General features: G+C 73.3%; 24 protein-coding genes. 14 read left to right on the top strand and 10 right to left on the bottom strand.

The window, feature by feature from the left end; translation table 11 throughout:
- Position 1 precedes the first annotated feature (1 nt).
- Positions 2-475, top strand: a complete 474-nt coding sequence (gene aroQ / locus WIS52_RS16440) for a type II 3-dehydroquinate dehydratase (protein WP_349299132.1) — start codon at positions 2-4, stop codon at positions 473-475.
- A gap of 142 nt (positions 476-617) precedes the next feature.
- Here aroQ and WIS52_RS16435 read toward each other — a convergent pair whose 3' ends face one another.
- Positions 618-1,025, bottom strand: coding sequence for a VOC family protein (locus tag WIS52_RS16435; RefSeq protein WP_349299131.1), 408 nt, complete (start codon positions 1,023-1,025; stop codon positions 618-620).
- A gap of 124 nt (positions 1,026-1,149) precedes the next feature.
- On the opposite strand from WIS52_RS16435, the gene WIS52_RS16430 reads away from it, so the two are divergent.
- Positions 1,150-2,145 carry a Gfo/Idh/MocA family protein gene (locus tag WIS52_RS16430; RefSeq protein ID WP_349299130.1) on the top strand — a complete coding sequence of 332 codons (996 nt, stop codon included), beginning with the start codon at positions 1,150-1,152 and terminating at the stop codon, positions 2,143-2,145.
- Positions 2,146-2,208: 63 nt separating this feature from the next.
- The gene (locus WIS52_RS16425) at positions 2,209-3,672 is read left to right on the top strand and encodes a peptide MFS transporter (protein WP_349299129.1); all 1,464 of its coding nucleotides are present in this window, start codon (positions 2,209-2,211) and stop codon (positions 3,670-3,672) included.
- 80 nt (positions 3,673-3,752) lie between these two features.
- Here WIS52_RS16425 and WIS52_RS16420 read toward each other — a convergent pair whose 3' ends face one another.
- The 3 genes from WIS52_RS16420 to WIS52_RS16410 form a co-directional block, all read right to left on the bottom strand.
- Complete coding sequence (locus tag WIS52_RS16420) at positions 3,753-4,031, bottom strand: hypothetical protein (RefSeq protein WP_349299128.1); 279 nt, start codon at positions 4,029-4,031, stop codon at positions 3,753-3,755.
- A gap of 122 nt (positions 4,032-4,153) precedes the next feature.
- Complete coding sequence (locus tag WIS52_RS16415; RefSeq protein WP_349299127.1) at positions 4,154-4,564, bottom strand: anthrone oxygenase family protein; 411 nt, start codon at positions 4,562-4,564, stop codon at positions 4,154-4,156.
- On the bottom strand, positions 4,561-5,430 hold the full coding sequence (locus WIS52_RS16410; protein ID WP_349299126.1) for an NAD(P)H-binding protein: 870 nt from the start codon (positions 5,428-5,430) through the stop codon (positions 4,561-4,563). The genes WIS52_RS16415 and WIS52_RS16410 overlap by 4 nt, the downstream gene beginning before the upstream one ends.
- A 133-nt stretch (positions 5,431-5,563) precedes the next feature.
- On the opposite strand from WIS52_RS16410, the gene WIS52_RS16405 reads away from it, so the two are divergent.
- The 3 genes from WIS52_RS16405 (at position 5,564) to WIS52_RS16395 (ending at position 8,412) form a co-directional block, all read left to right on the top strand.
- A complete protein-coding gene (locus tag WIS52_RS16405) occupies positions 5,564-6,583 on the top strand; it encodes an AraC family transcriptional regulator (protein WP_349299125.1) in 1,020 nt (339 codons plus the stop codon).
- A gap of 425 nt (positions 6,584-7,008) precedes the next feature.
- Positions 7,009-7,746, top strand: a complete 738-nt coding sequence (locus tag WIS52_RS16400) for an SDR family oxidoreductase (RefSeq protein ID WP_349299124.1) — start codon at positions 7,009-7,011, stop codon at positions 7,744-7,746.
- Positions 7,747-7,866: 120 nt separating this feature from the next.
- Positions 7,867-8,412 carry a bifunctional nuclease family protein gene (locus tag WIS52_RS16395; protein WP_349299123.1) on the top strand — a complete coding sequence of 182 codons (546 nt, stop codon included), beginning with the start codon at positions 7,867-7,869 and terminating at the stop codon, positions 8,410-8,412.
- A gap of 5 nt (positions 8,413-8,417) precedes the next feature.
- Here WIS52_RS16395 and WIS52_RS16390 read toward each other — a convergent pair whose 3' ends face one another.
- From WIS52_RS16390 to WIS52_RS16370, 5 genes are all read right to left on the bottom strand, one after another.
- On the bottom strand, positions 8,418-10,244 hold the full coding sequence (locus WIS52_RS16390) for an ABC transporter ATP-binding protein (protein WP_379611314.1): 1,827 nt from the start codon (positions 10,242-10,244) through the stop codon (positions 8,418-8,420).
- 59 nt (positions 10,245-10,303) lie between these two features.
- Positions 10,304-11,554: a multidrug effflux MFS transporter gene (locus tag WIS52_RS16385; RefSeq protein ID WP_349299121.1), complete on the bottom strand. Its 1,251-nt coding sequence runs from the start codon at positions 11,552-11,554 to the stop codon at positions 10,304-10,306.
- Between the two features lie 105 nt (positions 11,555-11,659).
- Positions 11,660-13,978 (bottom strand): FdhF/YdeP family oxidoreductase, encoded by a 2,319-nt coding sequence (locus tag WIS52_RS16380; RefSeq protein ID WP_349299120.1) that lies wholly within the window; start codon positions 13,976-13,978, stop codon positions 11,660-11,662.
- Positions 13,979-14,093: 115 nt separating this feature from the next.
- Positions 14,094-16,055 (bottom strand): acyl-CoA dehydrogenase family protein, encoded by a 1,962-nt coding sequence (locus WIS52_RS16375; RefSeq protein ID WP_349299119.1) that lies wholly within the window; start codon positions 16,053-16,055, stop codon positions 14,094-14,096.
- Positions 16,052-16,705: a TetR/AcrR family transcriptional regulator gene (locus WIS52_RS16370; RefSeq protein WP_349299118.1), complete on the bottom strand. Its 654-nt coding sequence runs from the start codon at positions 16,703-16,705 to the stop codon at positions 16,052-16,054. The genes WIS52_RS16375 and WIS52_RS16370 overlap by 4 nt, the downstream gene beginning before the upstream one ends.
- Before the next feature lie 78 nt (positions 16,706-16,783).
- On the opposite strand from WIS52_RS16370, the gene WIS52_RS16365 reads away from it, so the two are divergent.
- From WIS52_RS16365 to WIS52_RS16330, 8 genes are all read left to right on the top strand, one after another.
- The gene (locus WIS52_RS16365) at positions 16,784-18,109 is read left to right on the top strand and encodes an acetyl-CoA C-acetyltransferase (RefSeq protein WP_349299117.1); all 1,326 of its coding nucleotides are present in this window, start codon (positions 16,784-16,786) and stop codon (positions 18,107-18,109) included.
- Entirely contained in the window at positions 18,106-19,461 is a 1,356-nt protein-coding gene (locus WIS52_RS16360; RefSeq protein ID WP_349299116.1) for a 3-oxoacyl-ACP reductase, read from the top strand. Before WIS52_RS16365 ends, WIS52_RS16360 begins: the two co-directional genes overlap by 4 nt.
- Position 19,462: 1 nt before the next feature.
- Positions 19,463-20,347, top strand: a complete 885-nt coding sequence (locus tag WIS52_RS16355) for a MaoC/PaaZ C-terminal domain-containing protein (RefSeq protein ID WP_349299115.1) — start codon at positions 19,463-19,465, stop codon at positions 20,345-20,347.
- Positions 20,348-20,422: 75 nt separating this feature from the next.
- Positions 20,423-20,569 (top strand): hypothetical protein, encoded by a 147-nt coding sequence (locus WIS52_RS16350; protein ID WP_349299114.1) that lies wholly within the window; start codon positions 20,423-20,425, stop codon positions 20,567-20,569.
- A 154-nt stretch (positions 20,570-20,723) separates the two neighbouring features.
- Positions 20,724-21,155 carry a DUF6069 family protein gene (locus tag WIS52_RS16345; protein ID WP_349299113.1) on the top strand — a complete coding sequence of 144 codons (432 nt, stop codon included), beginning with the start codon at positions 20,724-20,726 and terminating at the stop codon, positions 21,153-21,155.
- A 275-nt stretch (positions 21,156-21,430) separates the two neighbouring features.
- Positions 21,431-22,591, top strand: a complete 1,161-nt coding sequence (locus tag WIS52_RS16340) for a pyridoxal phosphate-dependent aminotransferase (protein WP_349299112.1) — start codon at positions 21,431-21,433, stop codon at positions 22,589-22,591.
- Positions 22,592-22,693: 102 nt separating this feature from the next.
- Positions 22,694-24,220, top strand: a complete 1,527-nt coding sequence (locus tag WIS52_RS16335; protein WP_349299111.1) for an adenylate/guanylate cyclase domain-containing protein — start codon at positions 22,694-22,696, stop codon at positions 24,218-24,220.
- Positions 24,221-24,299: 79 nt separating this feature from the next.
- Positions 24,300-24,710 carry a GlcG/HbpS family heme-binding protein gene (locus WIS52_RS16330; protein WP_349299110.1) on the top strand — a complete coding sequence of 137 codons (411 nt, stop codon included), beginning with the start codon at positions 24,300-24,302 and terminating at the stop codon, positions 24,708-24,710.
- 6 nt (positions 24,711-24,716) lie between these two features.
- On the opposite strand, the gene WIS52_RS16325 is transcribed toward WIS52_RS16330, so the two are convergent.
- Positions 24,717-26,075: a short-chain fatty acid transporter gene (locus WIS52_RS16325; protein WP_349299109.1), complete on the bottom strand. Its 1,359-nt coding sequence runs from the start codon at positions 26,073-26,075 to the stop codon at positions 24,717-24,719.
- Between the last annotated feature and the right edge of the window lie 131 nt (positions 26,076-26,206).

Below are 26,206 nucleotides of genomic sequence, written 5' to 3'. Positions count from 1 at the left end.
GGTGACCACCGGAAGCACCGTGTTCGTGTTCAACGGCCCGAACCTGAACCTGCTCGGCACCCGCAAGCCCGAGGTGTACGGGCGCACCACGCTCGCCGACGTCGAGGCCCGCTGCCGGGAGGCCGCCGCCGGCCACGGGCTCGAGCTCGACTTCCGGCAGACCAACCAGGAGGGCACGCTGGTCGACTGGATCCAGGAGGCCGGCGCGGCGGTGACCCGGGGCGAGGCGCTCGGCGCGGTGCTCAACGCCGCCGCGTACACGCACACCTCGGTCGCCCTGCACGACGCGATCGAGGGCGCCGAGCTCCCCGTGATCGAGGTGCACGTGTCCAATGTGCATGCCCGGGAGCCGTTCCGGCACCATTCGTACGTCTCGCCGGTGGCGGCCGGGATCGTCGTCGGGTTCGGGGTCGACGGCTACGTGCTGGCGATCGACGGGCTGGTCCGGAAGGTCCGGCCGCTCCGGTCGGTCTGAGGCGCGGCCCCCGCCCGCCGCGTACCCCTCGTCCGCGGCGGCAGCTTCTCTCAGCGTCGATGTTCGTTCCGCGAGCTTTCTCCGTGTTGATGTTCGTTCCGCGAGCTTCTCTCAGTGTTGATCTGCGTTCCGCGAGCTTCTCTCAGCCCTCCATCGCGGACATGTCCATCCACACGAACTCCCAGCGGTGCCCGTCCGGGTCGTCGACGCTGCGGCCGTACATGAACCCGTGGTCCTGGGTCTCGCCGCCGACCGTCCCGCCGGCCGCCAGGCCCGAGTCGGCCAGAGCGTCGACCTCCTCGCGGCTCGCGGCCGCCAACGCGTTGATCACCTCGCGGGCGGTGAACGCGTCGGCGGCCTGCGGCTGCTTGGTGAACTCGCCGAACCGGGCGCGGGTCATCACCATGACGGTGATCGCGTCGCTCACGACGAGCGAGGCGGTGTTCTCGTCGGAGAACTGCTCGTTGAGCGTGAAACCGAGCGCGGCGTAGAACTTCTTCGACTCCTCCACGTCGGCGACCGGCAGGTTCACGAAGATCATGTTCGGCATCGGGGGTCCTCTCGGGCAGTGGCACCGGTTCCGGTGCCGTTCGAAGGTCATGACCGTGGCTCGTCCCCGTTCTCATCGATCCGGGCGGAACCGGGCCGCGGAGACGGTGCGGGAAGATCAGGGCATGACCGAGACCGTGAGATGGGGAATCGTCGGGCCGGGCCGGATCGCCGACAGCGTCGCGCCGGACTTCGCACACGTACCCGGGGCCGAGCTCGTCGCCGTGGCGTCCCGGTCGGCCGAGCGCGCCGAGACCTTCGCCCGCCGGCACGGCATCGGGACGGTCCACACCGGATACCAGGCGATCCTGGACGACCCGGGTGTCGACGTGCTGTACATCGCCACCCCGCACCCGCAGCACCGGGCGATCTCCCTCGCCGCGCTGGCGGCCGGCAAGGCGATCATGGTCGAGAAGTCGTTCACGGTCAGCTCGGTGGCCACCCGGGAGATCGCCGCCGCCGCCCGCGACCACGGGGTCTTCGCGATGGAGGCGATGTGGACGCGGTTCTTCCCGGCGATCGTCCGGCTGCGCGAGCTGATCGCCGCCGGGGCGATCGGTGAGGTCCGCACGGTGCAGGCCGACCTCGGCGTCCGCAACCGGACCGGGCCCGACGACCGGTTCCTCTCCCCCGAGCTCGGCGGCGGCGCGCTGTTCGACCTCGGGGTCTACGTCGTCTCGTTCGCCCAGATGCTGCTCGGCAGCCCCTCGGTCGTCGCCGCGAGCGGCGCGCTCGCGCCGACCGGGGTGGACCTGGAGGAGTCGATCGTGCTCGGCTGGCCGGACGGTCGCAGCGCCGCGCTGCAGGTCAGCCTGCAGTGCGCGATGCCCGGCGCGGCCCGGGTGATCGGCACCGACGGCTGGATCGAGGTGCCGCCGCGCTTCCATCACCCGGACCGGATCGTGCTGCACGCGCACGGCGCCGACCCGGAGGAGATCGTGCTGCCGGCCACCGGCGCCGGCTACGCGCACGAGATCGACGAGGTCACCCGGCGGGTCGCGGCCGGGGAGACGGAGAGCCCGGTGATGCCGCTGGCCGACACCGTCGCCGTCCAGGACGTGATGGCGGCCGTCGCCGACCGGATCGGGATGATCCCCGAGGAGGGGCCCGCGCGCCTCTGAGCCGGAGCGGCGGTCCTCACCGGACCCTTTACGTTGCGCAACGCAAGGGTGTAGACCGGTGCGGTGTCGGACACCACCACATCCCCGCGGCGCCGGGAGAGGACCTTCCTCGGCCACCCCACCCAGCTCGGCACGCTGTTCGGCGTCGAGATGTGGGAGCGCTTCTCGTTCTACGGCATGCAGGGGATCCTGCTGCTGTACATGTACTACTCGGTCGCCGAGGGTGGCCTGGCCATCGACCAGGGCGTCGCGGCCGGCATCGTCGGCGCCTACGGCGGGACGGTCTACCTCTCGACGATCGTCGCCGCCTGGGTCGCGGACCGGCTGCTCGGGCCCGAGCGGGTGCTGTTCGGCAGCGCGGTCGCCGTCATGGCCGGGCACATCGCGCTCGCGCTGCTGCCCGGCGCGGCCGGGCTGGCGGTCGGCCTCGTCCTGGTCGCGCTCGGCAGCGGCGGGGTCAAGGCCAACGCCTCGACGATCGTCGCCAGCCTCTACGGCCCCGGCGACGACCGCCGCGACGCCGGGTTCTCGATCTTCTACCTGGGCGTCAACATCGGCGCCTTCGTCGGCCCGCTGCTGACCGGCCTGCTGCAGACGACCTGGGGTTTCCACGCCGGGTTCGGGCTGGCCGCGGTCGGCATGGCGCTGGGTCTGACCCAGTACGCGATCAACCGCCGCAAGCTCCCCGCGATCGGCTGGACCGTCCCGAACCCGCTGCCGGCCGCGGCGCGGACCCGGGTGCTGCTGGGGGCGGTCGCGGCGCTGGCGGTGATCGGCGTGCTGGTCGCGGCCGGGATCATCACCGCCGACCGTCTCAAGTGGATCGTCTTCGGCATCGTGGTCGTCGCGACCGTCGGCTACTTCTCGCTGATGCTCACCAGCCCGAAGGTGGACCGGACCGAGCGACGGCGGGTGCTGGCCTTCCTCCCCATGTGGGTCGCGAGCGCGGTGTTCTGGGCGATCTTCCAGCAGATCTTCACGGTGCTGACGATCTACGCCGACGAGCGCCTGGACCGCTCCCTGTTCGGCTGGGAGATGCCGGTGAGCTGGGCGCAGTCGATCGAGCCGGTGTTCGTGATCCTGCTCGCCGGGGTCTACGCGACGGTCTGGACGAAGCTCGGGCCGCGCCAGCCGTCGTCACCGATGAAGATGGCGATCGGCACCGTCGTCGTCGGACTGGGGTTCCTGCTGTTCGTGCCGTTCGCCGGGACGGGGCCGAACGGCACGCCGCTGCTCGCGCTGGTGGTGATCCTGCTGGTGTTCTGCCTGGCGGAGCTGTTCACCTCGCCGGTCGGCCAGTCGCTGTCGACGAAGCTGGCGCCGCGGGCGTTCCAGACCCAGATGGTGGCGCTGTTCTTCCTGTCGGTCTCGATGGGCACGGTGTGCTCCGGACTGCTCGCCGACTACTACAGCCCCGAGGACGAGGCGGCCTACTTCGGGGTGACCGGGGTGGCGGCGATCGTCGTCGGGGCCGTGGTCATCGCGCTGGTGCCGCGACTGAAGGTGCTGATGGGCGGGGTCCGTTAGCGGATCTCGAACACGAGTTCGAGCTGTCCCCAGCTGTGTGCACAGCTGTGGACAACTCGAACTCCCTGTGGACGGAAGGCTCAGTCGCGCCGGTTCCGGCGGACCGTCGGCCGGTCCATCCGGTCCCCGGTCATCTCCCGCGCCACCCGCACGACGTGCGCGCGGACGTCCGGGGCGAGGTCGGCGACCCGCATCGCGAGCAGTTCCAGCACCGAGGCCAGGCCGAAGGCGAACTCGGGCCGGGCCAGGCCGGCGTAGTGGGACTGGACGGCCTCGTGGCGCAGCCGGGCCGCGGCCGCGAGCACGGTCTCGCGGTCCGCGCGCAGGGCCGACAGCCGGCGTCGTTCGTGGGTGTTCATGCTCCCCCGGGTCCTCGGGTGCGGTCGTGGGCCGGCCCGGGGGAGCGGGCGCGGGGACCAGCGTGCACCCGCGCCCGCGTCACGGCCAGGAGCATCCCCGAGATGTCGCACACATGTTCGACCTAGAGCAACAGCAGGGCCACGGCGAGTGCCGAGGTGCCCGTCCGGACATGGTTCGCCGGCGTCCACCGCCGGTCGAAGTCCGCCCAGGCCGCGCCCCGGTCGAGCCGGACGTTCCCGGGCACGTTCACCGCGCCCGTGACCACGAACCCGGCCAGCCCGGCCAGTGCCCCGGCGATCCCGATCGGGTTCCCGGCGACGGCGGCGAGGACGAGCACCGCGAGGCACGCGACGGCCGTGCCGAAGAACAGGAGCCCGAACACCGGATTGAGAATCACCCGGTTGACCTCCCGCATCGTGGCGACCGCCTCCTGTGCGGGCCGGCGGCGCAGCGCGGGCAGCACCGCGACCGAGAAGGCCAGGTAGACGCCGCCGAGCAGGCCGGAGCCGAGCGCGGCGGCGGCGCTGATCACGGCCCGATCCCCTTCGCCCACTCCTCCACGGTCAGGGCGTCGGTGCCGGCCGGCCGCGGGCCGTGGGCCCGGACCCGCCCCTCGTTGAACGCGCGGTTCATGGCCACGTGCAGCCGCGCCTGGTCGGCCGGCATACCGGCCTCCCGGAGCAGCGCGGCCATCTCGTCGTCGCCGAGCCGGACGTAGTGCAGCCCGGGCACGCCGATCGCCGGTCCCAGCGCGGCGACGGCGTCGGGCACCGTCCGGTCCGCCGCCCCCTGCACCTCGACGACGGCCGGCGCGTCCGGATCGAGCAGCGCGGCGGCCGCCGCCCGGCCGACGTCGCGGGTGGCGACCATCGGCAGCGCGATGTCGGGGTCGATCGAGTCGGCGTGCGCTCCGTGCTCGCGCATCGCGTCCGCCGAGATCAGGAAGGACTCGAGGAACAGCCCGGGCCGGACCGCGGTCAGCCGGGTGTCGAGGGGTGCGAGCCGCTGCTCCTGCTCGTGCAGGCTGCCGAGGTAACCGGTGACCGCGAGGTCCGGCCCGCCCGGGACCTCGGCGCCCAGCGAGCTCAGCGCGACCACCCGCGGCGTCCCGGCCGCGCGCAGTGCCTCGGCCACGGCCTCGCCGAGCCGGGACTGGTGTGCGGCGTAGTCGGGCTGGAACGGGTCCAGCGGGAGCAGGACGAACGCGGCGTCGGCCCCGTCGAAGGCCCTCCGCAGGGCCTCGGCGTCGTTGATGTCGGCCACGAACGTCTCGCCCGCGCCGGTGGTCGCCAGCCTCCCGGCGTCCCGCCCGACGGCGCGGACCCCGGTCCCGGCGGCGGTCAGCTCGCGGACGACCTGCGAACCCACGTTCCCGGTGGCACCCAGAACGGTGATCATGACGTGCTCCCTTCATCGAGGTTCGTCCATGATCAGCCGGTCATCGCGGACGTAGAATCTCCATCCGTCCGGCTCTGTTGCTCGATCGTCCACAGCTGGGGACGAGCTGTGGATCATCCGGCATCCTGTCCCCATGGACATGCCGCCGTTCCCGGACGTCGACCCGCTCGGCGAGGCGCTGCACGTCCTGCGGATGGACGGCGTCTTCTACTGCCGGTCCGACCTGACCGCGCCGTGGGGCATGACCCTGCCGCCGACGCCCGGCTGCCTGTGGTTCCACCTCGTCACCTCCGGCGAGTGCCGGCTGGCGATCGCGGGTGACGAGGCCCGGCGGTCGAGGGCCGACCCAGCGGCACAGCAGGACGAGGTGCTGCGTCCCGGGGATCTCGTCCTGGTGCCGCACGGAGCGGGGCACCGGCTGCGGAGCGCGCCCGGCGTCCTGGCGCCGGACATCCGCGCCATCCCGCACCCGATGATCGACGGTCGCTACGGCCTGCTCCGGCACGGTGGCGACGGACCGATGACCCGGATGGTCTGCGGTGCGGTCCGGTTCGGCCACCCGGCGGCACGCGAACTGGTCGACCGGCTGCCGTGGCGGATCCGCATCACGCCGAGCCCGGTCGGCGACCGCCTGCAGGACACCCTGCGGTTGATCGCCGCCGAGATCGAGGAGGGCCGGCCCGGCGGGGCCGCGGTGATCACCCGGCTGGCCGACGTGCTGGTGATCCAGGCGGTCCGGGGCTGGCTGGAGCGCGATCCGGCGGGCCGCACCGGCTGGCTCGGCGCGCTCGCCGACGAGCGGGTCGGCCGCGCGCTCGCCGCCGTGCACCGCGCGCCGGAGCGGGAGTGGACGGTCGCGGCGCTGGCCATGACCGCGGCGATGTCCCGGTCGGCGTTCGCGGCCCGGTTCACCGAGCTCGTCGGTGAGCCCGCGATGACGTATGTGACCCGCTGGCGGATGCACGCCGCGGTCGACGCGCTGTCGGAGGGGGATGCCACCGTGGGCGAGGTGGCGCACCGGTTCGGCTACCGCTCCGAGGCCGCGTTCGGCCGGGCCTTCACCCGGGTCGTCGGGGAGCCGGCCGGAGCGGTGCGCCGGCGGGCCCGCACCACTCCGACGGGTCTCGCCGGGTTGCTCGCAGAATCGGTCTGAGCGTTTCCGGGGTGTCGCACGGGTGTTCGATGCGGGCCTGCTACGCTGCGGCGACACCACGAGGAAGGGTCGGCATCGAGCGATATCCGGCCGTCTGGCACGAACGCTAGACAGCGCTATGTGCTGCCATCGAAGCGGTTCGATGGCGCCGTATCCTGATGTCTTCGACACGCACTAGATTCCGGAAGACGGTGCGATCGGGGTTTCTCGATGTCGTCGTATCGTCGCGTCTAGTGCTGACCCGAGATCGGCCCAGACGGCTCGATCGACCCCGCGTCGATCGGCCCGTATCGCCATGTCTAGCGCTGGCCGGAGACAGTCCCAGACGGCGGCATGCGCGTCGCGGTGAGGGGTACGTGCCCCTCACCGGCGGCGAGGACCGGCGATCGCGCCGCTCGGCCGCACCCCGTGCCAGGGTGATCGGCATGAGCGGTGTGGCTGTGGTGACCGGAGCGGGTTCGGGTGTCGGCGAGGCGGTGGCGCGGGCCCTGCTGGGGGCGGGGTGGCGGGTCGCGTTGTCCGGCCGCCGGGCCGAACGCCTCGAGGCGGTCGCGGACGGGTACCCCGCCGCGCTCGTCGTCCCGGCCGACGTCGCCGACCCGGAGTCGGTCGCGGCGCTGTTCGCCGCGGTCGGTGACCGGTGGGGCCGGGTGGATCTGCTGGTCAACAACGCCGGGACGTTCGGCCCCGGCGGGACCGTCGACGAGATCGCGGTCGAGGACTGGACGGCGACGGTCGCGACCAACCTGACCGGCTCGTTCCTGTGCGCGCGGGAGGCGTTCGCCGCGATGCGCGCGCAGGACCCACCCGGTGGCCGGATCATCAACAACGGCTCGATCTCCGCCCACGTCCCGCGTCCGGGCAGTGCCGCCTACACCGCGACCAAGCACGCGATCACCGGTCTGACGAAGTCGCTGTCACTGGACGGGCGCCCGTTCGGCATCGCCTGCGGGCAGATCGACATCGGCAACGCCGCCACCGAGATGACGGCCGGGATCGCCACCGGCGCGGTGCAGGCGGACGGGAGCGTGCGCCCCGAGCCGACGTTCGACGTCCGCCACGTCGGTGACGCCGTCGTACAGATGGCCGCGCTCCCGCTGGACGCCAACGTCCAGTTCCTCACCATCGCCGCCACCGCCATGCCCTGGCTGGCGCGCGGCTGACCGGGGACCGCCTGCGCCGCCCGGGTGAACCGGGCTCACCGACGGAGTCGAGACCGGCGACGTCGCACGGCGGGGGTGTCACAATGCACGTGACGGCCATCACCTCTGCGGGGAGGGTGCATGACCCGAGCCATGCATGTCCTGCGACTCATCGTGCACGCCCGGTCCCGGCAGCCCGTGCTGCTGCTCGGCGAGTCGGGCGGGGACCGCTGCGTGCCGGTCTTCCTCCGGCCGCCGCAGGCCGAGGTGATCGCGGCCGGCGCCCGGGACGACGACAGCACCGCGCTGACGCAGGACGTCCTGCTGCCCGTGGTGGAGGCGCTGGGGCGCCGGTGCGAGTCGGTGGAGATCAGTGACCTGTCCGACGGCGTCTACACCGCCGAGCTGCTGTTCGACGCCGGCACCCGGGTGCGGGTCAAGCCGTCCGACGCCCTGGCGATCGCGGTCCGCGAGGACCTGCCGATCGGCATGGCCGAGCACGTCCTCGACGAGGTCGGCCAGCCGATCGACGACGTCCTGCCGCCGGACTCGGAGGACGCCCGCGGTCTCGCCGCGCAGACCCGGGCGGCGACCGGCGGGACGCCCGACTCGCGGGAACCGCCCGAGCAGCAGCTCGAGCAGTTCCGCGAGTTCATCGACGGGGTCTCGCCGGACGACTTCCGATAGGCGGCTCACGCGCGCGCGGCGCCGGCCAGTTCGGCGTAGCGGCCGTCGCGGTGCAGCAGGGTGGCGTGCGTGCCCCGCTCCACGACGCGGCCGTGCTCCAGGACCAGGATCTCGTCGGCGTCGCGGACCGTGGACAGCCGGTGCGCGATGACGATCGCGGTCCGTCCCTCCAGGGCCTCGGCCAGCGCGGCCTGCACGGCGGCCTCCGAGGTGTAGTCCAGGCTCGCGGTGGCCTCGTCGAGCACCACCACACGGGGACGGGCCAGCAGCACCCGGGCGATCGTCATCCGCTGGCGCTCCCCGCCGGAGAGCCGGTACCCGCGCTCGCCGACGATCGTGTCCAGCCCGTCCGGCAGCCCGGCGACCAGCCCGTCGAGCCGGGCCCGGCGCAGCGCCTCCCAGAGCTCGGCGTCGGTCGCCTCCGGCGCGCCGATCCGCAGGTTCGCCCCGACGGTGTCGTGCAGCAGGTGCCCGTCCTGAGTCACGAACCCGACGGCGCGGTGCACCGACTCGGCGGTCAGGTCACGGACGTCGACGCCGCCGAGCCGGACCGCGCCGGACCCGGTGTCGTAGAGCCGGGCGACGAGCTGCGCGACCGTCGACTTGCCTGCCCCGGACGATCCCACCAGGGCCAGCATCCGTCCTGGCTCGACGGAGAACGACACGTCGTGCAGCACCGGCTCGCCGCCGCGGGTGTCGAGCGTGGCGACTTCCTCGAGCGAGGCCAGCGACACCTGGTCGGCGGTGGGGTAGGCGAACGAGACGCCGTCGAACTCGACACCGACCGGGCCGTCCGGGACCGGGCGGGCGTCCGGCGCGTCGTCGATCATGGGCTTCAGGTCGAGCACCTCGAAGACGCGCTCGAAGCTGACCAGCACCGTCATGATCTCCATCCGGGCCCCGGCCAGCGCCGTCAGCGGCTGGTAGAGCCGGGTGAGCAGCATCGCCAGCGCCACGACGTCGCCCGCGGACAGCGCCCCGGCCAGCGCGAACCCGCCGCCGACCCCGTAGACCAGCGCCACCGCCAGCGACGACGCCAGCGTCAGCGCCGTCACGAACACCCACTGCAGCATCGCCGAGCGGACGCCGATCGCGCGGACCCGGTCGGCCCGGTCGGCGAACTCCGCGGACTCCTGCGACGGCCGGCCGAACAGCTTGATCAGCGTCGCGCCGGGGGCGGAGAACCGCTCGGTCATCCGGGTACTCATGGCCGCGTTGTGGTCGGCGGCCTCGCGCTCCAGGGCGGCGAGGCGCCGGCCCATCAGCCGGGCCGGAATCAGGAAGGCCGGCAGCAGCACCGCCGCCAGCAGCGTGACCTGCCAGGACAGCGCGAGCATCACGCCGAGCGTGAGAAGCAGGGTGACCACGTTGGACACCACCCCGGCCAGGGTGTCGGAGAACGCCCGCTGCGCGCCGAGCACGTCGGAGTTCAGCCGGGACACCAGCGCGCCGGTGCGGGTGCGGGTGAAGAACGCGACCGGCATCCGCTGCACGTGGTCGAACACCGTGGTGCGCAGCTGGTGGATCAGCCCCTCGCCGAGGTTCGCCGAGAGCCAGCGGGTGACCAGGCCCAGCCCGGCCTCGGCGATCGCGGCCAGCGCGATCAGCCCGGCGATCGCGGCGAGCACCGACACCGGTGCGCCGGAGTTGATCGCGTTCACGGCGCGCCCGGCCAGTACCGGGGTCACGACCGTGAGAACCGCGACCCCGGTGCTGACGACGAGGAACCAGGCCATCCGCCTGCGGTGCGGGTGGGCCAGCCGCGCGATCCGCCGCAGCGTCTCGCCCGCCGGCCGGTTCTGCCGGCCCGGCTGCCCGCTGGCGTTGCGCATGGCCATGTAGATGCCGGAGTCCATGACCGCGGACCCTAGGAGCTGAAGTTGGCTTCAGGTCAAGCGCGGGCGGGGTCGCCGTCGCCGGGGGTGTCGTTGATGTCCGGCAGCGTCCACGGCCGCACGATCAACACCAGCGAGAGCCCGGCCAGCGCGACCGCGCCGAACATCGAGAGCCCCAGCGCGGCGGCGTCGTTGCCCAGCAGGCCGACCACGGGTGAGGTCAGTGCGCCGATGCCGAACTGCAGCGAGCCCAGCAGCGCCGCGGCGGTCCCCGCGGTCGCGCCGTGTCGCGCGAGAGCCAGGGCGGGCGCGTTCGGCATCACGAAGCCCGTGGCGAGCAGCATCGTCCACACCCCGGCGAAGACGGCGGGCAGGCCGCCGGTCCCGGTCGTGGTCAGTACGGCCAGGGTCAGACCGGCGAGCACGCTCACCGTCAGTCCGGCGCTCATCACCTGGCGCGGCTCGAACCGGCGCAGGGCGATCGGATTCAGCTGGGTGCCGAGGATCATCCAGATCGCGCCGGCGCCGAAGGCGAACCCGAAGGTCTGCGGGTCCATCCCGAACTGTTCCTGGTAGACGTACGAGGCCCCGGACACGTAGCTGAACATCGCCGCCATCGACAGGCCGGCGACCAGTACCAGCCCGACGAAGGTGCGGTCGCGCAGGATCATGCCGTAGGTCCGCACCGTAGCCCCGATCCGCGGGCTCCGCCGGCGCTCCGGCGGTAGCGTCTCCGGCAGTCCCTTCGTGACCACCGCCAGCACGGCCAGCCCGTAGAGCGCGAGGACGACGAACACCCCGCGCCACGACGTCCAGGCCAGCAGGATCCCGCCGAGCGTGGGCGCCAGCACCGGGGCGGCGCCCATCACCAGGATCAGCCGGGACAGCATGGTCGCCGCGGCCCGCCCGGTGAACAGGTCGCGCACGATCGCGAGCCCGACGACCGCCCCGGCGGAGGCTCCGACGCCCTGCAGGACCCGCAGCGCGGTGAGGACCTCGATCGTCGGGGCGATCGCGACCAGCACGGAGGCGAGCACGTGCACGCCCGCACCGGCCATCAGCAGCCGCCGGCGGCCGAAGGCGTCGGACAGCGGGCCGATCACGAGCTGGCCCAGCGCCAGCCCGACCAGGGTGCCGGTCAGCGTCAGCTGCACCGCGGTCCCGGATGCGGCCAGGTCCTGACCGACGTCCGGGAGCGCGGGCAGATAGGTGTCGATGGTCAGCGGCCCGAGCGCGATCAGCGCGCCCAGGATGAGCGCCAGCCGGAGCCGGCTCGGAGCCGCGGCCGTCGGGGCGGTCGTGGTCACGCAAATCCCCCTCACCGGCCGACACGATCGTGTCGACCCGGGATGGTTCAACCTCACGGAGGGGGACCGGATTCCCACCCGGCCTCATCGACCGGGTGGGTCCCCTCACACGGTGACGCTGGTCCCCGCGGCCACCATCCGGACCTGCACCCACTTGGACGTGGGGGTGCCCGACTGGTCGGCGTAGGAGTCGAGCGGGATCAGCGGGTTGGTCTCGGGGTAGTACGCCGCGACGCACCCCTTCGGCGTCGAGTAGGAGACCAGCCGGAAGTCGTCGGCGCGCCGCTCGGTCCCGTCGGTCCACTCGCTGATCAGGTCGACCTTCTGGCCGTCGTGCAGGCCCAGCTCGGCCAGGTCGTCGGGCGAGATGAACACCACCCGGCGGCCGGAGTGGATGCCGCGGTAGCGGTCGTCCAGGCCGTAGATCGTGGTGTTGAACTGGTCGTGGCTGCGCAGGCTCTGCAGGATCAGCCGGCCCTCGGGCAGCGTGACGACCTCGACCGGGCTGACCGTGAACTCGGCCTTGCCGGACGTCGTGGTGAACGTCCGGGAGTCCCGCGGCGGGTGCGGCAGGGTGAAGCCGCCGGAGCGGGCGACCTTCTCGGTGTAGGCCTCGCAGCCCGGGACGACGCGGCCGATCCGGTCCCGGATCCGGTCGTAGTCGGTCGCGAACTCCGCCCACGGGACCGAGCCCTCGTCTCCCAGGGTGGCCCGGGCGATCCCGCAGAGGATGTCGACCTCGGACCGGAGCAGGTCGCCGGCGGGCTTCGCACGCCCGCGGGAGGCGTGCACCGCCGACATCGAGTCCTCGACGGTGACCCGCTGCTCCGTCCCGCCGGTGTGGTCCTGCTCGGTCCGGCCCAGCGCGGGCAGGATCAGCGCGTCGGTGCCGGCGACGACGTGCGAGCGGTTCAGCTTGGTGGAGACCTGCACGGTGAGCGCGCAGCTCTCCAGCGCGGGCTCGGTGACGCCGGTGTCCGACATCGCCTGCGAGAAGTTCCCGCCGAGACCGACGAACACCTTCGCGTGGCCGGTCTGCATCGCCTTGACCGCGGCGACGGCGTCGTAGCCGTGCTTCCGTGGCGGTTCGAAGTCGAACTCGTCGCGCAGCGCGTCGAGGAACTTCTCCGGCATCTTCTCCCAGATGCCCATCGTGCGGTCGCCCTGCACGTTGGAGTGCCCGCGGACCGGGCACAGGCCCGCGCCCGGCTTGCCGATCATGCCCTGGAGCAGCGCGACGTTCACGATCTCCTTGATCGTGTTGACCGCGTTGCGGTGCTGGGTGATGCCCATCGCCCAGCAGCTGACGATCCGCTTCGACGACGCCAGCATGTCCGCGGCGCGCTCGATCTGCGACCACTCCAGGCCGGTCGCGGCGACGACGGCGGCCTTGTCGAGGCCCTTGACGTGGGCGGCGTAGTCGGCGAAGCCGTTGGTGTGCCGGGAGATGAACTCGTGGTCGACGACCGAGCCCGGGTCGCGCTCGTCGGCGGCGAGCAGCAGGTGGCCGAACGCCTGGAACAGCGCCATGTCGCCGTTCGAGCGGATCTGCAGGAACTCGTCGGCCAGCTCGGTGCCCCGGCCCAGCATGCCACTCGGCTTCTGCGGGTTGTCGAACTTGAGCAGGCCCGCCTCGGGCAGCGGGTTGATCGCCAGGATCTTCGCGCCGTTCTCCTTGGCGATCTCCAGCGCGGACAGCATCCGGGGGTGGTTCGTGCCCGGGTTCTGCCCGGTGACGATGATCAGGTCGGCCTCGTGGATGTCGCGCAGCGAGACCGAGCCCTTGCCGATGCCGATCGTCTGCGACAGCCCGGTGCCGGTCGACTCGTGGCACATGTTCGAGCAGTCCGGCAGGTTGTTCGTGCCGTAGGCGCGCGCGAACAGCTGGTAGACGAACGCGGCCTCGTTCGAGGCCCGCCCGGAGGTGTAGAACAGCGCCTCGTCCGGCGAGCCGAGGGCCTTGAGGTGCTGCCCGACGAGCTCGAACGCGCCGTCCCAGCTGATCGGCTCGTAGTGCGTGCCACCGGCCTTGCGGACCATCGGGTGGGTCAGCCGGCCCTGGCTCTCCAGCCAGTACGCGCTGCGCCCGCGCAGATCCTCGATGGAGTGCTCGGCGAAGAACGCGGGGCCGACCTCGCGGCGGTCGCCCTCCCAGGAGACGGCCTTGGCGCCGTTCTCGCAGAACTCCGCGGTGTGCCGCTCGCCCGGGGCCGGGTCCGGCCAGGCGCAGCTCATGCAGTCGAAGCCCTCGACCTGGTTGAGCGTCAGCAGGTTCTTCGCGGTCTTGACCACGCCCTGCTCGCGCAGCGACCGGGTCATCGAGATGGCGACCGCCTTGGCCCCCGCGGCAGACGACTTCCGCTTCGTGACGCGGAGCTCGGACTCCTCGTCGTCGACGGGCGGGTGGATGGGGGAGACGGACACGAACACCTCACTGCGCAGCGGACATCGCGGCCGGAGGATCACCGCCGACCTTCCGCGAGGGTATGCAGCGCAGGGCGATCGCTGCCACGAGGGGTGATGTGGGGCGGATCACCACTCAGCCGGTCTCGATCCGGTCGGTGGTCGGGGCGACGGGGGTGTCCGGGCCCGGCGCCCAGGCCTCGTCGTCGAGCATCGGGCAGGCCAGCACGTTCTCCGGGATGCCGAACGCGTCGACCAGCGTCCGCGCGTGCGGCCGCAGCTCGCCGCACAGCCGGTCGACCAGCGGCCGGATCGTGCGGGACTCGGTGGCGGTGAGCCGCCCCGTCTCCAGGTACCAGGCCCGCTCCCGGTCGATCACCGACAGCACGTGCAGGGCGTGCACCTTCTCGAGCAGCGCCCGGGTGCCGGGGTCGGCGACGCGGGTGAGCGCGTCGGCGAAGGCCCGCTCGACCGTGCTGTCCACATGCGCCCGTGCGGCCTCCAGCAGCAGGTCCTGCGCGGCGTTGAACACGGCGAACGAGTCCGCCCCGCGCCGCAGGGCGGGAGCGAGGTGCCGCACGGCGGTGGCGAGGGTGTCGTGCCGGCGCACCTCGAGCAGTGCCCGGCACCGCGCCGGGTCGCTCAGGTCGATCCCGCGCCCCGGCAGCCGGCGGGGCAGGGACGCCGCACCGGTCCGCTCCGCGAGTACCCCGGCGAGCTGGCGGCCGACCAGCGGGACGACGCCGCGCGGGTTCCCCTTGCGGATCGTGCGGCCGTAGTCCGCGAGCAGCTCCTTGGCCAGCAGCTGCAGCAGCACCGTGTTGTCGCCCTCGAAGGTGGTGAACACGTCGGTGTCCGCCTTGAGCGCGGGCAGCAGGTTCGCCTCCAGGTAACCCGCGCCCCCGCACGCCTCCCGGCAGGTCTGGATGGTGTGCGTGGCGTGCCAGGTGGCGACGGCCTTGATCCCGGCCGCGGACTGCTCCAGCAGCCGCTGCTCCCGGGCTCCGGCCGGGGCGGCGCCGGGGGCCTGCAGGTCGTGCATCCGCCCGACCAGCTGCTCCTGCGCGAAGTGCAGCGCGTAGGTCGTCGCGAGCGCGGGCAGCAGCTTGCGCTGGTGGGCCAGGTAGTCCAGGACGGCGATCTCCGCGCCGGTGTCCGGGTGCGAGAACTGGCGCCGTCGTTCGGCGAACCGCACCGCCAGCGTCAGCGCCTTCTCGGTCGCCGCGCCCGCGCCGCCCGCGACGCTGATCCGGCCGCGGACCAGGGTGCCGAGCATGGTGAAGAACCGGGCGGTCTCCCCTCCGATCGGCGACGAGTAGCTGCCGTCCGGGGCGACGTCGGCGAACCGGTTCAGCAGGTTCTCGCGCGGGATCCGGACGTGGTCGAAGCTCAGCCGGCCGTTGTCCACGCCGTTCAGGCCGCCCTTGCGCCCGTCGTCGCCGATCGTGACGCCGGGCGCCGGGTTACCGCCGGCGTCCCGGATCGGGACGAGGAACGCGTGCACCCCCTCGCTCGTCCCGCCGGTCACCAGCTGGGCGAAGACGACGGCCAGCTCACCGTCGCGGGCGGCGTTCCCGATGTACTCCTTCCGGGCCTGCGGGTACGGCGTGTGGACGACGAACTCCTCCGCGGCCGGGTCGTAGGTCGCGGTGGTGTGCAGGTGCGCGACGTCCGACCCGTGCCCGGCCTCGGTCATCGCGAAGCAGCCCAGCAGCTCGCCGTCGACGATCCGGCGCAGGTAGGTCCGATGGTGCCGGGCGGTGCCGAGTACCTGCACCGCGCCCCCGAACAGTCCCCACTGGACACCGGCCTTCACCAGCAGCGACAGGTCGCCGTAGGCGAGCATGGCGAACGCGGTGACGACGCCGCCGACGTCGCCCTCCCCGCCGACCGCCGGGTCGAAACCGGTGTGCGGGCGACCGGACGCGACCAGGGTCTTCAGCGCGGCGGTGACGTGCGCGCGGTAGTCCTCGGTGGACAGGTCCGGGTCGGGGCGGACGTCCTGGCGGGCGAACTGCCGGCGGGTCTCCTCGCGGACGTGCGCCCACCGCCCGTCGAGCACCGTGCGCAGTGCGTCGCTGGATACCTGGTCGGTCATGGCCGTTCCTCCTGCGCGTGTGTCGGTGCCAGCCCGGACAGGCCGGACCAGGCGAGGTCGGTGAGCCGGTCGGCGAGCCGCTCGCGGGGCGTGCCGTCCGGGCGGGCCAGCCAGTCGTCGGCGGCGCCGCGGACCAGCCCGACGACGGCGTGTCCCCAGGTGCGGGCCGCGGACCGGCCGGCGGGGTCGTCGTCGCCGGTGGTGCGAATGATCACCGCGGCGACCTCGTCGCCGATCACGGTGACCAGGTCGTGCACCGGGTCGGGGGCAGTGGTCTCCAGCAGCGGCCGCGCGACGACGAAGCGGTAGAGCGCCGGGTCGCGCTCGATCAGCCGCAGGTAGGCGTCGATCCCGAACGCGACGGCGGCGCGCGGGCCACCCCCCGACAGCGCGTCGGCGGTGGCCCGGCGGATCTCGCCGAGCAGCACACCGGCCACCGACTCGCAGACCGCGGTGTAGAGGCCCGTCCGGTCGCCGAAGTGCCGGTAGACGACGGTCTTGCTGGTCCCGGCCTCGGCGGCGATCTCGTCCATCCCGGTCCCGGCACCGCCGCGCCGGATCGCGGTGATCGCGGAGCCGACGAGCTGCGCGCGCCGCTGCTCGCGGTGCGCGTCCCACCGGCTGTCGCGCCGGTCCCGCTGCAGCTTCACGACACCGACAGTACCGTGTACCTTGAGTATCGGCTACTGGGTGGTAACCCGCGGCACCCGATCCCGAGGAGAACGACCATGCCCGTCAGCGCCCGGCGCGCCGCCGTCATCGGCGGCAACCGGATCCCGTTCGCCCGCGCGAATGGCGCCTACGCCCGCGCGTCGAACCTCGACATGCTCACCACCACCCTCGACGGCCTGGTCGCCCGGTTCGGGCTGGCCGGCGAGCGGCTCGGGGAGGTCGTGGCCGGCGCCGTCCTCAAGCACTCGCGCGACTTCAACCTCACCCGGGAGGCCGTGCTCGGCAGCCGGCTGGACCCGGCCACCCCCGCCTACGACGTGGCGCAGGCCTGTGGCACCGGTCTCGAGGCGACGATCGCGGTCGCCAACAAGATCGCGCTCGGTCAGGTCGAGTCCGGTGTGGCCGGTGGCGTGGACACCGCCTCGGACGCGCCGATCGCGCTGAACGACGACCTGCGACGGGTGCTGGTCCGGCTGGGTGCGGCCCGGTCCGCGACCGAGCGGCTGAAGCTCGTCGGCCGGCTGCGCCCGGCCCAGCTCGTCCCGGAGATCCCGCGCAACGCGGAGCCGCGCACCGGGCTGTCGATGGGCGAGCACGCCGCGCGCACCGCGCTCGAGTGGGGCATCGGCCGTACCGAGCAGGACGAGCTGACCGCGCGCAGCCACCGGAACCTCGCCGCCGCCTACGAGCGCGGCTTCTTCGACGACCTCGTCACCCCGTACCTCGGGCTGACCCGGGACGGCAACCTGCGGCCCGACTCGTCGGTGGAGAAGCTCGGGAAGCTGAAGCCGGTGTTCGGCAGCGGCCCCGAGGCGACCATGACGGCCGGCAACTCCACCCCGCTGACCGACGGTGCCGCGCTGGTCCTGCTCGGGTCCGACGAGTGGGCCGCCGAGCACCGGCTGCCGGTGCTCGCGCATGTCGTCGACGCCGAGACCGCGGCGGTCGACTACGTGCACGGAGGCGGAGCCGACCATCGGTACGGCTCGGACGGCCTGCTCACCGCGCCGGTGTTCGCGGTCCCGCGGCTGCTGGCCCGCAGCGGCCTGACCCTGGCGGACTTCGACCTGGTCGAGATCCACGAGGCGTTCGCCTCGGTCGTCCAGGTGCAGCGCAAGGCCTGGCAGGACTCCTTCTTCTGCAAGGAGCGCCTCGGCCTCGACGCACCGCTCGGGTCGATCGACGACGAGAGGCTCAACGTGACCGGGTCCTCGCTCGCGGCCGGGCACCCGTTCGCCGCGACCGGCGGGCGGATCGTCGCCACGCTGGCGAAACTCCTGCGCGAGAAGGCCGACGCCGCGGGGCGCGACCAGCGTGGACTGATCTCGATCTGCGCCGCCGGCGGTCAGGGCGTCGTGGCGATCCTGGAGGCGACGGCATGAGTGATTTCCTGGCCGGCCTGTCCCGCAACCCGCTCGCGAAGCGGCTGGGGGCACCCACCGTCCCGGAGCTGCGCCGGCACCACCCGGGCGACCCGTTGCTCGCCGGGCCGGTGCTCGTCGCGGACGTCGGCGGTGGCGCCCGGTTCGCGAAGGCCGCCTCCGCGCTGGTCGAGGAGCAGGGCGTCCCGCTGCTCTCCGAGCCGGGCGAGCAAAAGCTGCACGGCGTTGTCGTCGACCTCACCGGGGCGACCACGCTGGCCGACCTCGCCGCCGCCCAGCAGCTGCTCGGCCCGGCGGTGAAGCGGCTCGGCCCCTCGGGCCGGCTGCTGCTGATCGGCGCCGAGCCCGCCGAGGCCGTGACTCCCGAGTCCGCCGCGGTCGCCCAGGCACTGGACGGGCTGGTCCGCTCGGTCGCCAAGGAGCTGCGGTCCGGCGCGACGGCGAACCTCGTCGTCGTCGCCGGCGACGCCCCGCCGACGGCCGTCGACTCGACGCTGCGGTTCCTGCTGTCGGCCCGCTCCGCCTACGTCGACGGGCAGGTCGTGCACGTCGCGAACCCGGTCGGCAACCCTCGTGAACCCGCCGAGGTCGACGACCCGCGGGCCGAGGAACGGCCCCTCGACGGCCGGATCGCCGTCGTCACCGGGGCCGCCCGGGGCATCGGCGCCGCGATCGCCGACACCCTGGCCCGGGACGGCGCGTCGATCGTCGCCGTCGACCTCCCGGCCGCCGGGGAGGGGCTGGCCGCCACCGCGAACCGCACCGGCGGCACCGCGCTGCAGCTCGACATCACCGCCGCGGACGCGGCCGACCGGCTGCTCGCGCACCTCGCGGACCGGCACGGCGGCGTCGACCTGGTGGTGCACAACGCCGGAATCACCCGCGACAAGCTGCTCGCCAACATGACCCCCGAGCGCTGGGACCCGGTGCTGGCGGTCAACCTGGGCGCCCAGCTGCGGATCAACGAGGCGCTCCTCGACGACGGGTCGCCGCTGCGGCCCGAGGGCCGGGTGGTCTGCGTGTCGTCGCAGTCCGGCATCGCCGGCAACCGCGGCCAGACCAACTACGCCGCCTCCAAGGCCGGCGTGATCGGCATGGTCCGCGCGCTGGCCCCGCGGTTCGCCGAGCGCGCCGCGACGATCAACGCCGTCGCGCCCGGCTTCATCGAGACCGAGATGACCGCGACGATGCCGGTCGGCACCCGCGAGGCCGGACGGCGGGTCAACTCGCTGAAGCAGGGCGGGCTGCCGGTCGACGTCGCCGAGACCATCGGCTGGCTCGGCCGCGCCGAGTCCGGCGGCCTCAACGGCCAGGTCGTGCGGGTCTGCGGCCAGTCGATCCTGGGGGCCTGAGGTGGCGACGACCGAACTGCCCGCACCGCCGGCGCTCGGCCCGCTCTACGCCCGCGCCGCACTCGGGGCGGTGCGGGGTGGGCGGGCCGGACACGGCGGGTCGACAACCCTGCCGGACGTCGAGCTGGTCCGGCGGGACGTCACCGTCGACCCGTCCCACCTCGCCGACTACGCCCGGGTCTGCGGGTTCCGGGTCGGCGACACGTTGCCGCTCACCTACCCGCACCTGCTGACGTTCCCGCTGCAGGTCGCGCTGATGGCCGACAGGTCCTTCCCGCTGGCGCTGCCGGGGATGGTGCACCTGACCAACCGGATCACCGCGCACCGCGCGATCGCCACCGCGGAGGCCCTGGACGTGCGGGTGCACGCCGAACGGTTCGCCGCGCACCCCCAGGGCGCGCAGGTGGACCTGGTCGGGACCGTCTCCGCCGGCGACGAGACGGTCTGGCAGGGCCGCAGCACCTACCTCGCCCGCGGAGCGCGGGCCCCGGACGGTGCGACGGCGCCCGCGCCGGCCGGCATCGAGGCCCCCACCGGGTCTGCGAGTGCACTGTGGAGGGTGCCTGCCGACGCCGGCCGCCGGTACGCCGCCGTCAGCGGTGACGTGAACCCGATCCACCTGCACCCGCTCGCCGCGCGGGCCATGGGGTTCCCCCGCGCGATCGCGCACGGCATGTGGACGGCGGCGCGCGCGGTCGCCTCGCTCGAGGGGCGGCTCCCGGACGCGGTGACCTACGACGTCAGGTTCCGCAAGCCGGTCCTGCTGCCGGCCCGCGTGGAGCTGGTGACCGCGCACGACAGCGGGGGCGACGACGGCTGGCGGCTGGCGGTCCGCAGCGCGCGGACGCCGGATCGGCTGCACCTGGTCGGACGGGTCGGTACCTGACCGTACGGGGGTTCGCGATTCCCCCGTACGGGTGGCCTGAATCGGTCCATCGAACGGAACAGCAACCGAACTCGCGTGACGGGCGTCTCCCGGGGCATCCATCATTCGTCATCCACCGTTCGCGAGGAGGCCACCATGAATTCGACCGACACCGCCACCGCCGAGCCCGTCGAGACCGGCTACGACGAGGACGAGGCGAACATCGTCCGCGGGCTCGACTGACACCGTCCCGTCCCACCCGCGACCGCGCCGGCGGTGGAACCCGCCGAGCACCGGTCGGCACCGGGGTGCGCGCAGGACCTCGACCAGGGCTGCGCCGCCCGGCCCCGGAGAAATCTCTTGATCTGAAGTAAGGTTCAGGTCGCAGGCTCGTGGCATGACCACACACGACACCACCCGCACCGCACCGACCGTCCTGCTCGCCGGCCTCCCGGTCCCGGCCGGCCGCGCGGCCGGCGTCGCCGCCACCGTGCTCGTCACGCTGCTCGTCCGGCAGATCGGGCGGTTCGCCGGCGCCGACTACCTGATCGACGATCCGGTGCAGCCGGTGGTCATCGGAGCCGGGACGACCGCCCTGGTCACGCTGGTCCTCGCCCTGCTGGGCTGGGGGCTGCTCGCGGCGCTCGAACGCCTCACCCGGCACGGGTTCCGGATCTGGGTCGTGATCGCCGTCGCCGTGCTGGCCCTGTCGATGGTCCCGATCTTCTTCATCGACGCCACGCCGGCGACCATGACCGCGCTCTACGTCGTGCACCTCGCGGTGGCCGTGCTGATCCCGCTGTTGCGCCGGCGCGCCACCCTCCGCTGACTGTGAGGGTGGACGTGCCGGTCCGACCGACCGACCGTCGCGGGGCCCGGGGCGCCGCAGCCCCCGGGCCCGGCGCCCCCGTCCGCCCGGCCGCTCCGCCGCGGGCCCGCACCCACAGCGGGGACGCGCGCCGATCCCGAGAACGCGCGTGCCGTGACGCGCGCGGTCACCGGTCGTGCGCGCGTGCACCGGATCCGCACGCGTCTGCGCGGCGACCGCGGGCGGCGACCGCTCTGCGAGCGCCCGGCCGGGTCGTGCGGGACTAGGGTCGGGTCATGCTGGTCGAGCGCATGCGCCCGTTCACCTCGACGATCTTCACCGAGATCTCCCGGCTCGCCGTCGAGACCGGCGCGATCAACCTCGGGCAGGGCTTCCCGGACACCGACGGGCCCGCCTCGCTGCTCGCCGACGCCGCCGCCAACATCACCGAGCACGGCCGCAACCAGTACCCGCCCGGACCCGGCGTGCCCGAGCTGCGCCGCGCCGTCGCCGAGCACCAGCTGCGCTTCCACGGCCTGCGGGTCGACCCGGACGACGTCCTGATCACCACCGGTGCGACCGAGGCGATCGCCGCGACCCTGCTCGGACTCTGCGGCCCCGGCGACGAGGTCGTCACCTTCGAGCCGACCTACGACTCCTACGCCGCCTCGGTCGCGCTGTCCGGCGCGACCCTGCGGCCGGTGCCGTTGCGGGCGCCCGACTTCGGGTTCGACGACGACGAGCTCGCCGCCGCCTTCTCCGACCGCACCCGGGTGGTGCTGGTCAACACCCCGCACAACCCGACCGGCGCGGTGTTCACCGCTGACCAGCTGACGAGGATCGGGGAGCTCGCCGTCGCGCACGACGCCGTCGTCGTCACCGACGAGGTCTACGAGCACATGGTGTTCGACGACGCCCGGCACGTCCCGATGGCGACGCTGCCCGGCCTGGCGGACCGTACGCTGACGATCTCGTCGGCGGGCAAGACGTTCTCGGTGACCGGCTGGAAGGTCGGCTGGGTGCACGGACCGCCGGAGCTGGTCGGGGCGGCGCGCGCGGTGAAGCAGTTCCTCACCTTCCACGGCGGCGCCCCGCTGCAGCCGGCGGTGGCGAAGGCGCTGGCCCTCGGCGACGACTTCTACTCCTCGATCTCCACCGACCTGGCCCGCAGGCGCGACCTGCTGTCCGACGGCCTGCGCGCCGCGGGGTTCGACGTGCTCACCCCGCGCGGCACCTACTTCGTCGTGGCCGACCCGCGCCCGCTGGGCTACGACGACGGCGTCGATCTGGCGTGGAAGCTCCCGCAGCTGTGCGGGGTGGCGGCCGTACCGGTGTCGGTGTTCTGCGCCTCCGAGGCGGGCGCCGCGGCGACCCGCCCGCTGGTCAGGTTCGCGTTCTGCAAGCGGGACGAGGTGCTCGCCGAGGCGGCCGGGCGTCTGACCGCCCTGCGGACCTGAGCAGGTCCCCGGCCGGCCCGAGACGCCTCACGAGCGGACCGGTCGTGCCGGAAGTGGTCGGGAGGCGGACCGCTCATCACCCGTCCGGCCTAGGATCCGGGCGTGCGTGATCGACGGCGCGACCGGACCGGGAGACCGGTCGTCGGCCTGCCCGAGCGGCTGCTGCTCGCGCTGGTGGTCGGCGCGGCGAACGTCGGTGGCGCCGCCATCTCCTTCGTGATCGTCGCCTTCGTGCTCCCGAAGGAGGAGTTCGCGGACCCGGTCGCGCTGCGCGTCGTCAACCTGCTCTGGCTGCTGGGCTACCTGCTGCTCGTGTTGCCGATCGGGATGTGGTTCGGGAGCCGGCGGCTCACCGTGCGCCACGGGCGGTCCGAGCGGGACGTCGTGCTGGGCGCCCCGGGCCGGATCGTGCGCGGCATCGGGGTGATGTGGCTGGGCGCCGCGATCCTGTTCTGCCTGCTGAACCTGCAGTACTCCGGCCGGCTGGCGTTCTCGACGACGGTCTCGATCACGATCGGCGGCATCTCCACCTGCGCGCTGTCCTACCTGCTCGTCGAGCGGATCCTGCGGCGCGCCGCGACCCGGGTGATGTCGGGTGCCGCGCCGCGGCAGCGGCGGCTGGTGACCGGGGTGATGGTGCGTTCGGTCGGGTTCTGGGCGCTCGGCACCGCCGTCCCGGTGACGGGGCTGATGGTGGCCGGGCTGACCGCGCTGGTCTTCGAGGACTCGTCGAGGGTGCAGCTCGCCGTCACCATGCTCGCGCTCGGCGGCACCGCGATCTTCGCCGGACTGCTGACCACCGTCGGCGCGGCCCGGGCGATCGCCGACCCGGTGCTGACGGTGCGCCGCGCCCTGGCCCGGGTGCAGGACGGCGACCTCGACGTGCACGTGCCCGTCTACGACAACACCGAGCTCGGCCAGCTCCAGGCCGGGGTGAACGGCATGGTCGAGGGGCTGCGTGAGCGGGACCGGATCCGGGACCTGTTCGGCCGGCACGTGGGCCGCGACGTCGCCGAGGCGGCGGCCGCCCGCACCGGCGGGATCCGGCTCGGCGGCGAGGTCCGGCCGGTCGCGGTGCTGTTCGTCGACCTCACCGGCTCGACCGCGATGGTCGCGCACCGCCCTCCCGAGGAGGTCGTCGCGCAGCTCAACCGGTTCTTCGGCGTCGTCATCGAGTGCGTCGAGCAGGCCGGTGGGTGGATCAACAAGTTCGAGGGCGACGCCGCGCTGGCGGTCTTCGGCGCACCGCTGGCCCTCGACGACGCCCCCGGCGCGGCACTGTCCGCGGCCCGGTCGCTCGGCGAGCGGCTGGCCGCGGAGATGCCGGAGATCGCCGCCGGGATCGGCGTGTCCGCGGGCGACGCCGTCGCGGGGAACGTCGGCGACCCCAGCCGCTACGAGTACACGGTGATCGGCGACCCGGTGAACGAGGCCGCCCGGCTCACCGAGCTGGCCAAGACCGTGCCGGGCGGGGTCGTCGCCGCCGCGCGGGCGGTGGCGGCGGCGGGGGACGAGGCCGCGTCCTGGCGGGCCGGGGACCGGGTCACGCTGCGCGGACGGGACGAACCGACCGCGATCCACACCCCGGTACGGGCCGCCGAGGAGGACCCGGCTGCGGTACCCGGGTGAACCCCGTCCGGCAGAGGTGTGCGCGCCGCTGCACCCGGGCACCCACCGGGGCCACGACCCGCTCGCCGGGAGGAGTGCCATGCCCACGATCCACAGCATCGGTCTCGACGACGCCCGCCGCGTCATCGCCGCGGGAGAGGCCGAGGCGGGCCGTCAGGGACAGCCGATGAACATCGCCGTCGTCGACGCCGGCGGCAACCTCGTCGCGCACATCCGCCAGGACGGCGCCTGGCTGGGCAGTGTCGACATCGCGATCAACAAGGCGTTCACCGCGCGCGCCTTCGACGTCCCCACCGGTGACCTGGCCGAGAACGCCCAGCCCGGGCAGCAGTTCTACGGCATCCAGGAGTCCAACCACGGGCGCGTGATGGCCTTCGCCGGCGGGATCCCGCTCACCGACGACGGCGAGGTGGTCGGCGCCGTCGGGGTCAGCGGCGGCACCGGTGAGCAGGACCAGGCCGTCGCCACCGCCGCGGCGGGCGCCTTGTAGGTCACCCTAGAACGCGGAGACCAGCAGCAACGTCCCGCCGAACACGAATCCCGAGGCGATCAGTGTGACCGTCGTGTACCCGAGGATGTCGCGGATCTTCAGACCGGCGATGGCGAGCAACGGCAGCGCGAAGAACGGCTGGATCATGTTCGTCCACTGGTCGCCGTAGGACACGGCCATCAGCGCGATCGCCGGGTCGACACCGAGCTGCTGGGCCGCGTCGAGCATCACCGGACCCTGCACGGCGAACTGCCCGCCACCGCTGGGCACCGCGATGTTGACCAGACCTGCCGACAGGAACGCGAGCAGACCGAAGGTGAGCGGCGTCGAGATGGCGACGAACCAGGCCGAGATGACCTCGATCAGGCCGGTCACGGTCATGATCCCGAGGATGCCGGCGTAGAGCGGGAACTGGAGCAGGATCTCGCCGACGTTGGCGGCGGCCCCGCGGGTCAGCGCGGTGAGCTCGAACGGGTTCGACACGAGGAGCAGGACCAGGCAGAGGAAGGTCCAGTTGACGATGTCGAGGGTCAGCCCGCCGCCGGTCGCGTAGTGGTGGACGAGGTAGGCCAGCAGCAGCACGCCGAGCAGCGTGGTCAGGGCGCGGCTCCCGTCGACCCGGTCGGCGGGGGTGCGCACCTCCTCGCCGGTCTCGACGTCCGCGGTCCGCGCATCCGTGGTGAGCTCGTGCACCGGGTCGCCCGCCCGCGGCGCGACCAGGTAGAGCGCACCCGCGACGACGAACACGGTCACCACGATCGCGATGAGGTTCCAGACCGAGAACGTCGTCTCGCTCACCGGGATCGGCGCGCCGAGCTGCTCGGCGACGAACGAGTCCTCGGTCGCCGCGAGCAGCGGCCCCGAGCCCGAGTAGCCCATGTGCCACACGACGAACCCGGAGAAGCCGGCCGCGACCAGCATCGGGAAGTGCAGGGCGAGGCCCTTCTCCCGGCCCTGCGCGGCGACCTCCCGGGCCATCAGGCCACCGACGATCAGCCCGAGGCCCCAGGTGATCAGCGAGGCCACGGCCGCGATCGCGAAGACGAACAGGTAGGCCTGCGCCGGGGTGTTCGGGACTCCGCCGAGGACCCGCAGCAGCCGCCGGACCGGCCGGGTGTGCGCCAGCATGTGCCCGAGCAGCAGGATCAGCGCCATCTGCGTGATGAAGGCCAGCAGCCCGGACAGCCCCTCGCCCCAGCTGGCGACGACGTCGACCGGGCCGGCGTCGGTGAACACGAGCGCCATCAGCCCGACCACGAACGTCAGGACGATCGCGAACACCAGCGCCGACGGGATGTAGCGCTCGACGACGGTGTTCACCGGGCGCATCGCGCGGGACAGCGGTGTGCCGGTAGGGGCAGCCATCACTCACTCCGGTGGGGGTGAAGGGGAAACGGGTGGAGGGAACATATGCGGCGCGGCCCGGGATGTCAGGCCCGGGTGTTTCCGTCCGCTTCCCGCGTGACTCAGGTCTCACCTTCGGTCAGGATGGGTGA

This window comes from Pseudonocardia nematodicida (assembly GCF_040105385.1).
Taxonomy (GTDB): Bacteria; Actinomycetota; Actinomycetes; order Mycobacteriales; family Pseudonocardiaceae; genus Pseudonocardia; species Pseudonocardia nematodicida.
Note: the sequence above shows the minus strand (reverse complement) of the source record. Positions and strands in the feature narration are given on the sequence as shown.

Excerpts from the sequence above, each read along its gene's own strand:
- WIS52_RS16435 (WP_349299131.1), bottom strand. The coding sequence starts at position 1,025 with ATGCCGAACATGATCTTCGTGAACCTGCCGGTCGCCGACGTGGAGGAG.
- WIS52_RS16430 (WP_349299130.1), top strand. The coding sequence starts at position 1,150 with ATGACCGAGACCGTGAGATGGGGAATCGTCGGGCCGGGCCGGATCGCC.
- WIS52_RS16420 (WP_349299128.1), bottom strand. The coding sequence starts at position 4,031 with ATGAACACCCACGAACGACGCCGGCTGTCGGCCCTGCGCGCGGACCGC.
- WIS52_RS16410 (WP_349299126.1), bottom strand. The coding sequence starts at position 5,430 with ATGATCACCGTTCTGGGTGCCACCGGGAACGTGGGTTCGCAGGTCGTC.
- WIS52_RS16405 (WP_349299125.1), top strand. The coding sequence starts at position 5,564 with ATGGACATGCCGCCGTTCCCGGACGTCGACCCGCTCGGCGAGGCGCTG.
- WIS52_RS16400 (WP_349299124.1), top strand. The coding sequence starts at position 7,009 with ATGAGCGGTGTGGCTGTGGTGACCGGAGCGGGTTCGGGTGTCGGCGAG.
- WIS52_RS16395 (WP_349299123.1), top strand. The coding sequence starts at position 7,867 with ATGACCCGAGCCATGCATGTCCTGCGACTCATCGTGCACGCCCGGTCC.
- WIS52_RS16390 (WP_379611314.1), bottom strand. The coding sequence starts at position 10,244 with ATGCGCAACGCCAGCGGGCAGCCGGGCCGGCAGAACCGGCCGGCGGGC.
- WIS52_RS16375 (WP_349299119.1), bottom strand. The coding sequence starts at position 16,055 with ATGACCGACCAGGTATCCAGCGACGCACTGCGCACGGTGCTCGACGGG.
- WIS52_RS16365 (WP_349299117.1), top strand. The coding sequence starts at position 16,784 with ATGCCCGTCAGCGCCCGGCGCGCCGCCGTCATCGGCGGCAACCGGATC.
- WIS52_RS16360 (WP_349299116.1), top strand. The coding sequence starts at position 18,106 with ATGAGTGATTTCCTGGCCGGCCTGTCCCGCAACCCGCTCGCGAAGCGG.
- WIS52_RS16345 (WP_349299113.1), top strand. The coding sequence starts at position 20,724 with ATGACCACACACGACACCACCCGCACCGCACCGACCGTCCTGCTCGCC.
- WIS52_RS16340 (WP_349299112.1), top strand. The coding sequence starts at position 21,431 with ATGCTGGTCGAGCGCATGCGCCCGTTCACCTCGACGATCTTCACCGAG.
- WIS52_RS16330 (WP_349299110.1), top strand. The coding sequence starts at position 24,300 with ATGCCCACGATCCACAGCATCGGTCTCGACGACGCCCGCCGCGTCATC.
- WIS52_RS16325 (WP_349299109.1), bottom strand. The coding sequence starts at position 26,075 with ATGGCTGCCCCTACCGGCACACCGCTGTCCCGCGCGATGCGCCCGGTG.